The sequence below is a fragment of the Stenotrophomonas sp. YJH_SMC_27 genome (assembly GCF_059369815.1).
Window position 1 is genome coordinate 54420 of the sequence record NZ_JCAFTA010000002.1, and the last position, 15330, is coordinate 69749.

Sequence of the window (15330 nt, forward strand, 5' to 3'; positions counted from 1 at the left end):
GCCGCGCTCAGCGCAGCAGGTATTGGTTGAGCAGGTTTTCGTAACGCTCCTGCTTGCCGCTGGCCTGGCGCGGTTCGCCGAGCCGGGAGGCCAGTGCCGCCAGGTCCGGCAGGCTGAGCGTGCCGCGCTCGAACTCCTGGCCGGCGCCACTGTCGAAACTTGCGTAGCGCTCCTTGCGCCATTGCTCCCAAGGAGACTCGGTCAGCAGTGCATGGGCAACCTCCAGGCCGCGTGCGAACGCGTCCATGCCACCAATGTGGGCAATGAACAGATCCTCCAGGTCGGTCGACTCACGGCGCACCTTCGCATCGAAGTTCAACCCGCCCTCCAGCCCGCCCTGGCGCAGCACGACCAGCATCGCGCCCACGGTGTCGTACAGATCGCTGGGGAACTGGTCGGTGTCCCAGCCGTTCTGCGCGTTGCCGCGGTTGGCATCGATGCTGCCGAGCAGGCCATGATCGGACGCGACCTGCAGGTCGTGCTCGAAGGTATGGCCGGACAATGTGGCGTGGTTGGCCTCGATGTTGAGCTTGAAGTCCTTGTCCAGCCCATGCTCCTTCAGGAAACCCACCACCGTGGCACTGTCGAAGTCGTACTGGTGCTTCATCGGCTCCATCGGCTTGGGCTCGATCAGGAAGTTGCCCTTCAGGCCGATGCTGCGGCCATAGTCGCGGGCCATGGTCAGGAAGCGTGCGAAGTGCTCGATCTCGCGCTTCATCTGCGTATTGGCCAGCGACGCATAGCCCTCGCGCCCGCCCCAGAACACGTAGTGCTCGCCACCGAGTTCGACCGTGGCCTCCAGGGCGGCCTTGACCTGCACCGCGGCGCGGGCCACCACGGCGAAATCGGGATTGGTCGATGCACCGTTCATGTAGCGCGGGTGCGAGAACAGGTTGGCCGTGCCCCACAGCAGCTTGACGCCGGTGGCCTCCTGGCGCGCCTTGGCCAGGCCCACCATGTGCGTGAGGTTCTTCAGGTACTGGCCGATATCATCGGCATCCGGCGCCAGGTCGATATCGTGGAAGCACCAGTACGGCACGCCCAGCTTGGTGAAGAACTCGAACGCCGCGTCCACCTTTGCTTCGGCCGTGGCCAGCGGCGAGCCCGCCTCCCACGGGAACTGCCGGGTACCCGGGCCGAACGGATCGTGCCCGGCATTGCAGAAGGTATGCCAGTAGCACACGGCAAAGCGCAGATGCTCCTGCATGGTCTTGCCACCGATGACCCGGTTTGCATCGTAGACCTTGAAGGCAAGCGGATTGTCCGAGCCCTTGCCCTCGAACGGAATGCGGCCGATGCCGGGGAAGTATTCCTTGGCGCCGATGAAGGGCTGCGTGCTCATGGTGCGTGCTCCTGTCGTTGTACGGGGTGGCGTGGAGGAGCCATCAGCCGCGCTGCAGCGGCGTGATGGCATCAAGATGACTGAGGAAGCGTGCGTAGGCCCGTGCATAGGCATCGCTGCGGTCCGGATCCGGGCGCGCGGAGAGCGTGGGATCGACGGTGACGTGCCGTGCGGTGATGTCGCTGATCGAAGCGGCGTTGCCCTGCGCCCTGGCGAGCGACCACAGCGCCTGTAGCGCCGCTCCAAACGCCGCGCCTTCGGCCTGCACCGGGACCTCCACGGGCAGGCCGAACACATCGGCCACCAGTTGACGCCAGGCAGCGCTGTTGCTGCCACCGCCGGTGAGCACGATGCGATCAAACTGCATGCCCGCGCGGACGAAGGCGTCGTAGCCGTACCTCAGGCTGTAGGTCGCGCCCTCCATGGCGGCGCGGTAGAGGTGCGCCGGAGTGAAGTTGGCGGTGTCCAGGCCTGCCAGCACACCCTTGCCGAGCGGCAGGTCCGGCGTACGCTCGCCATTGAGGAAGGGCAGCATCACCAGCCCGCCTGCTCCCGGTGGCGTCGCGCGCAGGTGCGCATCGCCGTCGCGGGTGCTGAAGCCGAAGGCACGGGCCACCTGTTCGGTCGCCACGGTGCAGTTCATGGTGCAGATCAGCGGCAGCCATCCTCCCGTGGACGAGCAGAACGCGGCCCAGGCGCCGTTCGCGTCGATCACCGGCGCGCTGGAATAGGCAAACAGCGTTCCAGACGTTCCCAGGCTCATCGCCAGGCGGCCTTCGGTGACGCAGCCAGTGCCGATCGCGGCCATCATGTTGTCGCCGCCGCCAACGGCCACCTTCACCGCCGCTGCAAGCCCGAGCGCGGCCGCGGCCTTCGGCGCGATATCAAACAGGGCGTCGGGTGCGGCGATCGGCGGCAGGCAGGCGGCAAGATCACGATCAGGATCGGTGGCGCGCAGCAGTTCCTGCGACCAGGTGCGTGTGCGCACGTCCAGCCAGCCGGTTCCGGACGCATCGCCAAGCTCGCAGAACCGCTGCCCGGTCAACACGAAATTCAGGTAGTCGTGTGGCAGCAGGATGGTCGCCAGCCGCGCGTAGGCGTCGGCACGGTGGATCCGGGTCCAGGGCAGCTTGGACGCTGTGTAGCCGGCCAGGATCGGGTTGCCCGCCAGCGCGATGGTCCGTTGGAATCCGCCCACGGCGTCCATGATCTGGATGCATTCGGCCGAGGTGCTGGTGTCGCACCACAGCTTGGCCGGCGCCAGTACCTCGCCAGCATCATCAACCGGCACGAACCCATGCTGCTGCCCCGATACCGCCAGTGCGACGATGCGAGCGCGCAGCGAGGGGTCGATCCTGGCAAAGCAGTCGCGCAGGGCCGACACCCAGTCGGCAGGCGCCTGTTCACGGCTGCCGTCGGCACCGCTGTCCAGCGTGAGCGGCGCGCTGGTGACGGCGGCCACCGCTTGCGCCTGCGGGTCGTAGACCAGCACCTTCAGGCTCTGCGTCCCTGCATCGATCCCTGCAACCAGACCCATCGAAACCGCCTCCGATCAAAAAAAAGGTAGCGCTAACATTTCGTGGACTCAAAAAGGGGGCGTGCTGTCCGGCCCCCTCGTTGCCACCGCATGCGTCATCGCCTGCGGTGTTCCCGCACTGTAACCAGCTGCAGCGGAAAAAGCGTGCTGCAACGCAAAACCCTGCTATGCGATCGTCGCCGTCGGACGCCACACGTCTGCGCCGGACCTGCAGTACTGCGCGATGAACTCTGCCTGGGTCGGCATCCGCGCCGCGGCGTGATGCACGGGCTGTTGGATGCCCTTCAACAGGGTGCGCAGATCGGCGTCACTCACCGCCCGCGCCAGCGGATGCGGCGGGCCTGGCGGAATGCCCTGCCCGAGCAGCACGCTGGTCCAGGACTCGATGCGGAACAGCTCGCCGGGGTCCTGCCAGGCGTGCGCACGCTCGCGCCACGCCTGCAACCGCTGCTGCAGCGATCCGGGCACGCTCATCTCGCGACACGCCTTCCACATCGGTTCGGTGCGCTGCGTTGCGTGATAGTGCAGGATGATGAAGTCGCGCACATGCTCCATTTCCTGGCGGCTGACATCGTTGTACAACTGCACCAGCGACGCACTGATGCCGTCGAACGGGAACAACTGGATCAGGCGCACCACCGCGCTGATCGTCAGATGGATGCTGGTCGACTCCAGCGGTTCGATGAAACCGCTGGCCAGCCCGAGCGACACCACGTTGCTGTTCCAGGCCTTCAGCCGGCGCCCGCTGCGGAACGGCACGTTCCATGGGTCGCGCAAAGGTGGAGCCCCTGCATCGCGCAGCAGTTTCGCGGCGGCCTCGTCATCAGACAGATGGCGGCTGTCATACACCAGCCCACAGCCAACGCGGTGCTGCAGCGCGATGTGCCAGCGCCACCCCGCCTCGTGGGCGATCGCCCGGGTATAGGGCACCGGCGGCGCCACCGCTTCGGTCTGCACCGCCACGGCCCGGTCGCACGGAAGCCATTCGTGCCAGTCCTCGTAGCCGGTGCCCAGCGCCTGCTCGATCAGCAGGCCACGGAACCCCGTGCAGTCGATGAACAGATCGCCCTCGATCACCTGGCCGTCGTCCAGTACCAGCGCCTGAACCGAGCCGTCGTGCGCGTGCTGCCTGACCTGGGCGATCCTGCCTTCGATCCGGCGCAGGCCGTTGGCCTCGGCCCTGCCGCGCAGGAACCGCGCATACAGGCTGGCATCGAAGTGATACGCATAGCTGGCCTGCGGCTGGGTGTGCAGCGAGAAGCGGTCGCCGCGCGACGCGATGCTCTCCAGGCAGAAGTCGCCCAGGTCCGAGGGCATGCCGCGGCGCAGGCTGTCCAGCCAGAAGTGATGGAAGGGAGCCGCCCAGGTGCCATGGCCGATGGTGCCGAACGGATGGAAGAAGCGATCCCCCGGCAGCCGCCAGTTCTCGAACGAGATCGACAGCTTGAAGGTGCCGGCCACCGCGCGCAGGAACTCCTGCTCGTCAATCTGCAGGAAGCGATGAAAGGTGCGGATCGGCGGCACGGTGGACTCACCGACGCCGACCGTGCCGATCTGCTCGGACTCGACCAGCGTGATCTGCAGCTGGTCACGGAACTGATGCGCCAGCGCGCAGCCGGCCAGCCATCCCGCTGTACCGCCACCGGCAATGACCACATTGCGGATGCGCCCTGCAGGCGTGCTCTCGGTATCCAACGCGGTGCCCTCTCTCAACGGTTGAGCCTGCCCAGCAGCATCGCGCGCATGCGGCGGGCGCGCTGCTCGTCGAACGGTGCCAGATCCCCGCGCGCGGCGTCAGGCAGGTGCTGCCCCGCGCGCTCGCCGGGGCCGAATACGTAGTAACGGAAGAGCCCTTCCCAGGCCCGCTTCTCACGCGCTGGCAGGTCGCGCACGGACCACATCGCGTGCTGCAGCGCCGCCAGCGGCGACCCCAGCCAGGCCGGCGAGCTTCGCCACCAGTAGTTCACCAGCACGTTGAACGGTTCCAGGCTGCGTACATGGTGCCACCACATGCTGGGAATGAAGATCGCATCGCCGGGCCCAAGCACCGCACTGCGCGCGTTCGCCAGCGCCTCGCGGAAACGTGGATGCCGATCGAAGTCTGGCTGTTCGAAGTCCACCACGCTGACCACCTGTCCGCCCGGCGTGGGATCGAGCGGGCCCGGATAGAGGTTGTCGATCTGGGCGGGCGGGAACAGGGTGAACTCGCGCCGCCCCACCGCGCAGCAGGCGAGGTTGTCGGGTGTGTCGAAATGGCACGAGGCCGTCACCCGGTTGCCGATCCAGATGCTGGCGGTGGCGTCGATGCCCTGCTTCGCCAGACCGGCGTCGTTGGCCTGCGCGAATGCCGGCAGCAGTGCCCGCGCAATCGGCAGCGAGGCCACGTAGTAAGTGGGCGGTTGCGGTGCATGCAGCGTCATGGCGATCTCTTCCAGCACCTGGGCCAGACCGCCACGCCGCACTTCGAAGTTCAGCCGGGTGAAGTCCGCGCTGTAGAACGGGCGGCCTGCGATCTCGGGGCCGCCGAACGAGTACTGGATGGGCGCACCCGCATCGACGCTGCACAGGTACGCCATTGCGTCCTGCACCCCGCCCAGTCCGGCCTGGACCAGCGGCCAACCGCTGGCGATGCCGCGCAGTACAACCGGCTCACCGGCCTCCACCAGGTCAGCCAATGGCAAGGCGGCAGGATCGATGCCTTCCAGGATCCGCATCGGCAGGCGGGCGTGCACCGGTCAGTTCCTGACCGCCCGCGCGGTGCCGTCCTGGACGCGGAGGCGGCGCTGCTTCTCGGCGATCAGGCGGCGCATGTTATGCAGCGAGGCAAGCATCAGGTACGCACCTTCCAGGTAACCGGCGCGGTTCAACGCAGCCAGGCGCGAACTGTCCAGCGCCGCCAGGCGCTCGCGGTCAATGCCGTGCAATCCGCTCACGCTCACCCGGTGGTGCGGCGCGATCTGCACGTCGAGCGTGACCGGCTGGATGAGGCCGCAGTCGTCGAGCATCGCGAACATTGCGGCCGCGTACGCGCTGCCCTCGTGGATGCCGCGCAGCACGCCGGCGATGTGGTCCAGGTAGGGCGTGTTGCCGCCCTGCGGCAGGAACACCGGCTCACCGGCGCCGGCGGTGACGCGCGGATGGTCCAGGTCCACGTGCATCACCGCATCCTGGGTGAGCAGGCCATCCACGTAGTGCTCCTGGAACCCGATCAGGAACGGCCCTTTGGCGGCCGCACCAGGCAGGTAGGAGGCATTCCAGCGCCCGTCCTGCAGGAACAGGTTCTCGTGTTGTTCGAAACCCAGCAGGGCCACGGACTGCCACGCTTCTGACCCGGTTTCCCTGCGCAGGAAGATCGGATACTCACGCTGCAGTTCAGCGAACTCGCTGGGATAGGCCGGCACCATGCCCACCGCATCGCCGAACTGCGGCCCGAATCCGGTGGCGACCTTCAGGTCCCGATGCGCGATGTTGTTGAGCATTTCGTAGCGGGCCATCAGGGTATCCAGTCCAATGCGGGTTGCTGGCCGGCAGGGTAGCGCAGGCGCGACAGGTGCGGCGACACCGTCCCGGCACGGCACCGCTGGCGGGCAGCGGTGCCGTGCCGGACGCATCGGCAACCAGGTTCAGAACTTGTAGCGGACGCCCAGCATGTAGCGCGGGCTCTGGTCTGCCAGCTTGACGATCATCTGCGACGTGCGCGAGCGCCACCGCACATCCTCACCGGTCAGGTTGATCGCCTCCAGGCTGAAGGACCAGTGGTCATCGAGCGCGTAGTTGACGCTGAGATCCCACTGCTCGTACGGCTCCACATAGTACGGATTGCGGCTGGAGCCCTGGTTGGCCAGGATCAGGTACTGATCGCGCCAGTTCCATGCCAGTCGCACCGACCACCCGTACTTCTCGTACATCAGCATGGCGTTGGCGGTGTCGCTCAGGCCGGTGAGCGAGAACTGGTCGATACCCGGATCGCCGCCGTTGTTGTAGCCGACATCACCTTTCACCACCGTGTAGTTGGCCAGTACGCCGAACCCGGTGTCACCGAAGAAGTACTGCCCGCCCAGCTCCCAGCCGTGCAGCTTGGACTTGTTCTGGTTAATCGGGCGATTGACGTTGAACTGGTACAGCGGATCGTTGGCCTGCCCATACAGATCGTAGGCCGCTTCGGTGGCCAGCACCTGCGCATCGGTGCCGTTGTAGGCACCCAGCCCGGCGGGATTGTTGCGCAGCAACGCCAGTGCGGTGAACAGCGAGGTGTCGTTGGCCGAGCAGGCAGCGGCATTGGCCGGCCCGACCTGGGCGACGCAGGCGCCGCTGGTCAGGAAGTCCAACGCCGCCCGCGCATCCGGCCCGGAGGTCGGGTCGGTGAGGCCGTACAGGCTTTCCTGCACGACGGTGTTGCCGATGAAGTTGCTGACCGACTTGTTCCAGTAGGTCAATGACACATAGCTGGCATCGGCGAAGTACCACTCCAGCCCCAGGTCGAGGTTGTCCGATTCCAGCGGCTTCAGGCTCGGGTTCTGGGAATTGCCGCTGGCGCGCGAGGAGGGATCGATCAGCACCGAGCCGAACGGCTGCTGGGCCCCGGGTCCCGCATAGAGATTGCCGTACGGCGCGCGGGCGATGCTCTTGCCGAACGAAACGCGGCCCTTCAGCTCCTCGGTGAGGTCGATGCTGAAATCAAGGTTGGGCAGGATGTAGCTGTACCGCGCCTTCTCCGTGAAGGGCTGCTGCTCATCGGACAGCACGATGCGGAAATCGTTGTTGGCCTGCCACTCGATGGATTCGGGAACGGCAATGACCGAGGTCGACACCACGTCGGTGGTTTCATAGCGCACGCCCAGGCGGGTGTTGGTGCGCATGCCGCCCAGCTCCCCGTCCAGTTCCACCTGGAAGTACGCCGCCTTGGTCTTCTCTTCCACGAAGTTGTCGGCCGCGCGTTGCGGGTTCACACCCAGGCCGACGCCGTACTCGCCCGATGCCCATTGCGCGAGCTGTCCGGCATTGCCGCGCCAGGCGGGCCAGCTGTTGGCACTGTAGTCGTCGAACAGGCCGACGATGCTGACCGGCTGCAGCAGGTCCATCAGGCCCGCGGCGGTATCCCGGTCCACGTTGGCCACGCCCCAGTCACCCAGGGTGGAGTAGGCCTCGGCGGCCTGGATGCGGTGGGTGGTGGACTTGTTGGTGTCCACGCCGAACTGGAAGCGGCCGTGGTCGAAGTTCCATTCGCCATCGACGCGCGCCTGCTTGATCTCGCTGATCTGGGTCTGCGCGTTGACGCGCAGCACCTGCGTGCCAACCTCGCCTTCCTGGAAGCCCGGGTTGACCACGCCATTGGTCCCGGCGACCGCATCGGCGGTGCTGGGATACCAGACCTGGGTGCCAACCGGCAGGCCATTGTTGAAGTTCAATTCCTGCACCCAGGAGCCGCCACAATGCGGGCCACGGGTGCAGTTGTTGGTGCCGGCGATGCTCATGAAGATCGAACCACCGCCGGTCAGCGGATCATTCGGGCGGCTCTCGTTCTTCGAGTTGTGCGCATCGAAGCTGAGCTTGAAGCGGTCGCTGACATTCCAGACGGCGTTGAAGCCCAGCGAGCCCAGCTTGTACTCCTGCATGCTGCGCTGCTGTTCCAGGCCGAAATCCTTGGTGCCGGCGATTTCACGGATGTATACCGGCGTCGCGACGGCGCCACTGGTGTCGAACTCGACGTTGGTGTAGTTGCTGTTCTGCAGCCACATGCCCTGCTCGCCGCGATTCTCGGTGATTTCGTTGGTCGAGTAGGTGTAATCCACGGTCAGGGTCAGGCTGTCCGTCGGTGCGAACTGCAGCACGGCCTGGCCGTTGACGCGTTCGCGTTCGAATTCGGAGAACGCGTAGCGCAGGTCGTTGGGCCGCGCGTAAAGCTGGCCGACGGCCGGGGCATTGACCACGGTCGGATTGCCCGGCATCGACCCTGTCCACGGCTGCACGTTCCAGTAGTTCTCCGTGGCCTGCACCGAGCCACCCTTGCGCTTCTGCTGGCTCGCGCTGAGGCTGACGCCAAAGGTCTTTTCCGGATTGCTGTAGCTGAAGATGCCCGACAGCTCCGGTGTCAGGTCATTGTCGAACGGCTGACTCTGGTCGGAGACCAGCTTCGCCCCGGCGTTGGCCACGATGCCGGCGTGATCAAGCGGGCGCGAGGTCAGGATGTTGATCGTCGCACCGATGCCACCGCTGGGCACCTGTGCCTGGCTGGTCTTGTAGACCTCGATGCCATTGATGGCCTCGGCGGCCAGCTGCGCGAAATTGAAGGCGCGGGTGCCGCCGTCGACACCGCCGATGGCGACCTGTCCAGAGGCACCGAATGCATCGGCACCCGGCATCTGCCGACCGTTGAGCGTGACCATGTTGAACTGGGGGCCGAAGCCACGCGCGGTCACCTGCGCACCCTCGCCGTCACGGCGCTCGATGGAGATGCCGGTGATGCGCTGCAACGATTCGGCAAGATTGGTATCGGGGAACTTGCCGATGTCCTCGGCGCTGATCGCGTCGACCACGCCCGCCGAGTCGCGCTTGATGTCCATGGCCTGGCTCAGGCTGTTGCGTATGCCCGTGACCTGCACTGCATCGAGCTGGGTGGGCTGCGACTGGCTCTGCGGCTGCTGCCCGGTCGCCGGTGCTGCGTCCTGCGCAAAGGCAGGATTGATGACCAGGGCGCCACCCACGAAGGTGAACATGGCCCGGGACCGGAACTTCGCCAATGCGCGGCTCATGAACCGGACCTCGGGGCCAGGGTGCCGCGGAAACTGCAAGTGCTCATGAAAGTCCCCTCTGACATACGATCGAATGGATGTACCGCCCCCTCCCAGGGGCACGCACGGGCGTGGCCCGCATTCCAAACCGAACAGCACGGGTGCTCGGGCACGCCGCGACTTACACTTGCTTTTCAAGCCTGCCAGGACAAACACGCGGCAAAGAAGGCAGCCCCTGGACCTTGGATCCCCGTCCGACTGGTAGCGCTACCATCGCGTTGCAGCGGAGAGTAATCACCCCGGTTCGCGCTTGTCACCATGCAGCGCAGCAAACCAGCAGCGCGCGGCACAGCTCATGACCCGGCTGCTGCTGCATCCGGTCAGGCGCACCCGACGTAGGAAGGATGCCCGCACTTGCGGGTCATCCAGAAAGGAACGCACCGTGAACGCTCTTCAGCGCATCGCCGCCGCAGTCGGCTTCGCCCTACTCGTTTCGTCCGGCTCCTCAGTTTTCGCCGCCAACGCCGTCATCGTGGGCGGGGCAGAGATGTACCCCACCAGGACCATCGTCGAGAACGCCGTCAATTCCAAGGATCACACCACCCTCGTTGCAGCGGTCAAAGCAGCCGGCCTGGTCGACACCCTCAACGGCGCCGGGCCCTTCACTGTTTTCGCGCCCACCAATGCGGCCTTCGAAAAATTGCCTGCAGGCACTGTCGATACGCTGGTGAAGCCGGAAAACAAGGCACAGCTGACCCGGATCCTGACCTACCACGTCGTCCCGGGCAGCTACAGTTCGGCGCAGCTTCTGGCCGATGCCCGCAAGCACGGCGGCAAGGCCACCCTCAAGACCGTGCAGGGTGAGCCTCTCACCGTGGCGCTCCACGATGGCAAGCTCTGGATCATCGACGCAAAGGGTGGCAAGGCAGGCATCAGCACTGCAGATGTCAGCCAGTCCAACGGCGTCATCCACGTGGTCGACACCGTGCTGATGCCCTAGTATGCGGCCTCATGCAACGGGCATCCGGCGCGATGCCCGTTGCCCGGGCCGGTCATGCCGCCGTCAACATGCGGATGCGCGGCCGGCATGGCGTAGTGGCTACCACACCGGTCCCAGCAGCTTCATCACTTCGGCCTCCAGTTTCTGCGCGGCCTCGTCCTGGGAGGCGACCTTGATGCACAACCCCGACTGTGCCGGTCCCGGCACCAGCTGGTAGCGGTTGATGGTGCCGCCACCTTCACCGTCCAGCGCTACCCGCGCCACTACCGTTCGGCCATTGGCGTGGAAGGTCCAGTCCTGATAATCAAACATGCTTCAGTACGTGTGCGGCCAAGATGTCATCCCACTTTAGGCGGCATGCCAGTGAAGAACGCTCCAGGAAGATGTTCAGCGCGCGTGGACATGATGGCGACAGGGCCTATTGCAGTGCCCGCGCCAACTGCAGGACATCGGCGAAGAAGGAGGGATAGTCGTCCTGAGGAGCGTTGTGGGTCTGGCGCCGGTGGATCAGGCGCACTGCGACGACACGCTGTTCCGGAACGATCATCAGGTATTGGCCCAGGTAGCCGTTGGCGGCAAAGCCGACGACCGGCCCCCGTGAGATGTCGTAGAGATCGGCGAGCTTCAGGCCGCGCGCGGAGATCTGGCTGCCGTAGCGCTGGGACCAGTCCGCGCCCAGTTGATCGGCGAGGAAGGCGACCAGCGTGCTGCGGCTTTCGAATACTCGCCCTGCGCTGGCCTGCAGTGCGCGCTGTACGTCGTCGTCCACGCCCCTTTTCACCAGCAGATCCCGTAGCCGGGGCTTGAGCTGGTAGCGTTCCCAGGCCGGTATCCGCCACCACAGCAGCCCAACATCTGGCGCACGGGCGCTTTCGGTCGTCATCAACGCGACCGACTGCTCACTCAGGAGACGTTTGCCATCCGGCGCCACGCCTCCGTCCAGCAACAGTTGCCCGATGGCGGCAAGATCGGCCGCGCGCAGGGACAGCCCGGCCATGCCCAGCGGGGTGCCTGCCTCATCCTTCATCCAGGTGTAGTGGGCAATGCCCAGGGGCTTGAACAGGCGCGCGTCCACATAGGCATCCAGCGGCTCGCCTGCCAGGCGCTCGACAATACCGGGCAGCAGGTTGGTGGCCTTGTTGTTGTAGGAGAACACGGCACCCGGGGCATCGCTCAGCTCGGCGGCCAGTGCCAGCCTGACCAGGTCCGGGGCCCCTTCCAGCTCTTCGCCCGCGTTCGCCACGTTCTGCAGGCCCGAGGTATGGTCCAGCAGCATGCGCACGGTAATGGCGCGCTTCCTGCCCTGCTTCCATTCGGGATAGATCTGGCTGACCGGCGTATCGATCGAAGCCAGCTTTCCGTCGTCCAGCAGCAATGCAATGGCCAGCGCGACGACCGACTTGGTGGCCGACATCAGGTGAACGGATTCCTGCCCGGCGGCGGGCTTCAGCTCAAGCAGCGTCTCCCGCTCATGCATCACCAGGACCGCATCGGAATGCGCGGCGCGTGCATTGCGCTCGATCGCGGCAAGGGCATCGGCACGTGTCGCCGCTTGGCTGGGCCCGGCGATGCCGAACACCAGGGCCAGGGCGCAGGACAACCAGCAGGATCTTGGCATCGCAATCTCGTCCAATGAGTGTGTGCGTAGCTTGACTACATGTGTAGTCACACTGCAGTGCCTGAAGTCATGGCCCGCTTGAGTGCTGAACGTGGGCTGGGCGCCGCCCCGGCCCACCTGCAGCGCGGTCGACGGCAGCGGTCGCCATGCCGCGCCGCACGGTATGATGCGGCGACCCGGAACCTGCGATGATTGCAGCGGCCGCCCATCCGCTGATCGCGCGCGCCAGGCCCCCCCCCTGCGCCGGGGTCGCTGCAGGTGCCGCTGAAGCCCCACTCCATGCTCCCCCCCCAAGCCCCCCTCGTGATCTGGGCAGCGGTCGCCGTTGCCACCCTCGGTCTGCTGTTCCGTCCTTTCCGCATCCCCGAATATGTGTGGGCGCTGGGCGCTGCCGCCCTGTTGCCGTTGCTGGGCGCAGTGTCGCTGCACACCGCATGGGGCGCGGTGGCCGAAGGCCGCGACGTCTACCTGTTCCTGGTCGGCATGATGGTGCTGGCCGAACTGGCGCGGCGCGAAGGCCTGTTCGATTGGCTGGCGTTGTACGCGGTGCGGCATGCGGGCGGATCCGGGCGACGCCTGTTCGACCTGGTATTCCTGGTCGGCACGCTGGTGACAGTCTTTCTTTCCAATGATGCGACAGCCGTGGTGTTGACCCCGGCGGTCTACGCCGCCTGCAAGGCGGCGCGCGCCAATCCCCTGCCCTACCTGTTCGTCTGTGCATTCATCGCCAATGCGGCCAGCTTCGTGCTGCCCATTTCCAATCCGGCCAACCTGGTGGTGTACGGCCAGCACATGCCGCCGCTGCTGCAGTGGCTGGCGCAGTTCGCGCTGCCGTCGGCGGCGGCGATCGGTGCCACCTACCTGGTCCTGCGCTGGGTGCACCGGCGCGAGATCGCCCAGCCGCTGGTGGCCGCGCCGGCGCATCGCCCGTTGACCGACGGCGGCCGGCTGAGCGCACTGGGCGTGCTGTTCACCGGCACCGTGTTGCTGGTCACGTCCGCCTTGAACGGGCCATTGGGCCTGACCACGTTCTGCGCGGGCGCGCTGAGTGTGGCGGTGGTGGCGATCCGCCAGCGGCGCAGCCCGCTGCCACTGCTGCGCCACGTGTCCTGGGGCGTGCTGCCGCTGGTGGCGGGACTGTTCGTGCTGGTGGAAGCGGTGGCGCAGACCGGTGTCATCCAGAGCGCGGCCAGCGCACTGCAGGCCGTGGCGCAGGCATCTCCCCGCCAGGCCAGCTGGCTGGCCGGGGGCGCGGCCGCGCTGCTGAGCAACGTGGCCAACAATCTGCCGGTCGGCCTGGCCGCCGGTTCGCTGGGCCAGATGGCCGACCTGCCCGCGCAGACCCGTGCCGCATTGCTGGTCGGCGTGGATCTGGGACCCAACCTGTCGGTCACCGGTTCGCTGGCGACGATGCTGTGGCTGGTGGCGCTGCGCCGCGAGGGCGAGCATGTCAGCGCGCTCGACTTCCTGCGCGTCGGCGCGCTGGTGATGCCGCCTGCACTCATCGCTGCGTTGTTGCTGCTGTGACCAGAATGCAGGCGGCGGCCCGGCCCTAGAAGGCCAACTGCAGACGGGTATTGAAGGTGGTGCCTTCATCCCTGCCCGCAGCACTGCCGCTGCGGTGGCGGGTCTGCCAGCGCACGGCTTCGAACATCACCCGGCTGAAATCGTTGAGGTACCAGTTCGCGCCCAGTGTCCACGCGTGGCCGGTACCACCACTGGGCAGTTCGGCATAGTCCACGTCCTCATAGCGGCCCTTCAGCTCCCACGCACCACTGCCGCCGCGCGTCACCGGATCGGCCACCTTTACCTTGCCCCACGTGCCGGCCTTGCCCGAGTAGGACGGCAGCGCGCCCGCCAGGAACCAGCCAGCGGAGATCGCCCACGCCTCGTGGTCGCGATCATAGCGCCCGCCGGCATCGGCCCCGCGCAGGCTTCGCGTACCCCACTCGCCGGTTGCCCACGCCGGGCCGAAGAAGCCGGCCAGTTCCGCACCGTAGGCGGTGCTGCGCTCGGCGCCCACCAGCGTGCCCGGTGTGATCCTGACCAGATCGTTGAAATGCCCCGCGATGGCCGAACTGCGCACCACGCCGGTGGCCCCGGTGGGAATCTTCTCGTGGAAGGCCCATGCGCCCAGATGCACCGTGGCGTCGGCAGTGTCCAGCGGATTCCAGTGGACGCGGGTGGCCCAGGTCTGGCTGTCGTTGTCGGTGCCGGCGTTGTTGAGGTCGTTGCCGGCTACCGACAGGCTGGCATGCCAGCCCTTTCCATACACCCGCTCGGTGAGCCCGACACCGAACAGGCCGCGCTGCGGCAGCATCAGCGTGCCGACCACGTTGCGGTCCTGGAACGGCGTGTTGGACGTGCTGCTGGAGCCGTCGATACCCCGGTCGTTGAGGCGGTTGCCCACGGTCAGGTCGGCCGGCAGCCCGAACAGGCGGTGTTCCACGGTGGCGTAGACCGACTTCCACGCCACCGCGTTGTCGGCGAAGTCACCTTCCACTGCCCAGCCGAGGATACCGTAGCGGCCTTCGGCGCCCAGCCGCACCGAGCGGATCTCGGTACCGGAGATATTGCGGTCACTCACTGAGGATCCGTCGGTGCTGGATGCGTCGACGAACAGGCGTCCGCGCGGACGGAACGCCACGGCGCCATCGGCACTGCTGAACTCCGGCGCACCCTTGGCCCAGGAGACCTTCGGCAGTCTGGACTGGCTGGTTTCCAGTGCGGCCACCCGCGTTTCCAGCGCAGGCGGGGGCGGCGTTGACGGTGCGCCCGCACTGCCCTGCCCGCCCTCCACGGCACGCAGGCGCGCCTCCAGTTGCTGGATCTGCAGTGCCTGCTGCTGCACCAGGCGTGAGAGTTCGGCCTGGCTCAGTGGTGCGGGAGGGGACGAAACAGCCTGGGCGCCAACATGGCCACTGGCCAACAGCAGGCCAAGCGCGACCGGCAGCACTGCCAGCGGCAGCACGGTGGAATGATTCATGGGCTCTCTCTCCGGCCAGCCGGCCGCCTGGCCCGGCGCTGGCCTGTTGCGGTGGTGCGGGGGAAGATCGGGGGAGGAAGCGCGCGCCGCCGGATCGGCCCGGCGGCGCGGCAGGC

The 15330-nt window shown here is 66.7% G+C and carries 11 protein-coding genes; 2 read left to right on the forward strand and 9 right to left on the reverse strand.

Annotated features, from left to right (window positions below; all coding sequences use genetic code 11):
• Positions 1-7 precede the first annotated feature (7 nt).
• The 6 genes from xylA to AC5P7R_RS03825 form a co-directional block, all read right to left on the reverse strand.
• A complete protein-coding gene (gene xylA, locus AC5P7R_RS03800) occupies positions 8-1342 on the reverse strand; it encodes a xylose isomerase (RefSeq protein WP_227854263.1) in 1335 nt (444 codons plus the stop codon).
• Between the two features lie 43 nt (positions 1343-1385).
• Positions 1386-2879 (reverse strand): xylulokinase, encoded by a 1494-nt coding sequence (xylB, locus tag AC5P7R_RS03805; protein ID WP_227854264.1) that lies wholly within the window; start codon positions 2877-2879, stop codon positions 1386-1388.
• A gap of 165 nt (positions 2880-3044) precedes the next feature.
• Positions 3045-4574, reverse strand: coding sequence for a tryptophan halogenase family protein (locus tag AC5P7R_RS03810; protein WP_478436568.1), 1530 nt, complete (start codon positions 4572-4574; stop codon positions 3045-3047).
• A gap of 14 nt (positions 4575-4588) precedes the next feature.
• Positions 4589-5611, reverse strand: a complete 1023-nt coding sequence (locus AC5P7R_RS03815) for a cupin-like domain-containing protein (protein ID WP_197575030.1) — start codon at positions 5609-5611, stop codon at positions 4589-4591.
• A 3-nt stretch (positions 5612-5614) separates the two neighbouring features.
• A complete protein-coding gene (locus tag AC5P7R_RS03820; protein ID WP_227854266.1) occupies positions 5615-6373 on the reverse strand; it encodes a SapC family protein in 759 nt (252 codons plus the stop codon).
• Positions 6374-6502: 129 nt separating this feature from the next.
• Positions 6503-9631 carry a TonB-dependent receptor gene (locus AC5P7R_RS03825; protein ID WP_031269491.1) on the reverse strand — a complete coding sequence of 1043 codons (3129 nt, stop codon included), beginning with the start codon at positions 9629-9631 and terminating at the stop codon, positions 6503-6505.
• A gap of 421 nt (positions 9632-10052) precedes the next feature.
• On the opposite strand from AC5P7R_RS03825, the gene AC5P7R_RS03830 reads away from it, so the two are divergent.
• Entirely contained in the window at positions 10053-10610 is a 558-nt protein-coding gene (locus AC5P7R_RS03830) for a fasciclin domain-containing protein (protein WP_021202392.1), read from the forward strand.
• A gap of 99 nt (positions 10611-10709) precedes the next feature.
• Here the strand turns inward: AC5P7R_RS03830 and AC5P7R_RS03835 are convergent, their stop codons facing one another.
• Positions 10710-10922 (reverse strand): hypothetical protein, encoded by a 213-nt coding sequence (locus AC5P7R_RS03835; protein ID WP_021202391.1) that lies wholly within the window; start codon positions 10920-10922, stop codon positions 10710-10712.
• Positions 10923-11028: 106 nt separating this feature from the next.
• The gene (locus AC5P7R_RS03840) at positions 11029-12210 is read right to left on the reverse strand and encodes a serine hydrolase domain-containing protein (protein ID WP_021202390.1); all 1182 of its coding nucleotides are present in this window, start codon (positions 12208-12210) and stop codon (positions 11029-11031) included.
• Positions 12211-12507: 297 nt separating this feature from the next.
• On the opposite strand from AC5P7R_RS03840, the gene AC5P7R_RS03845 reads away from it, so the two are divergent.
• Complete coding sequence (locus tag AC5P7R_RS03845) at positions 12508-13755, forward strand: arsenic transporter (protein WP_021202389.1); 1248 nt, start codon at positions 12508-12510, stop codon at positions 13753-13755.
• A gap of 25 nt (positions 13756-13780) precedes the next feature.
• Here the strand turns inward: AC5P7R_RS03845 and AC5P7R_RS03850 are convergent, their stop codons facing one another.
• Complete coding sequence (locus tag AC5P7R_RS03850) at positions 13781-15214, reverse strand: OprO/OprP family phosphate-selective porin (protein WP_021202388.1); 1434 nt, start codon at positions 15212-15214, stop codon at positions 13781-13783.
• Positions 15215-15330 lie beyond the last annotated feature (116 nt).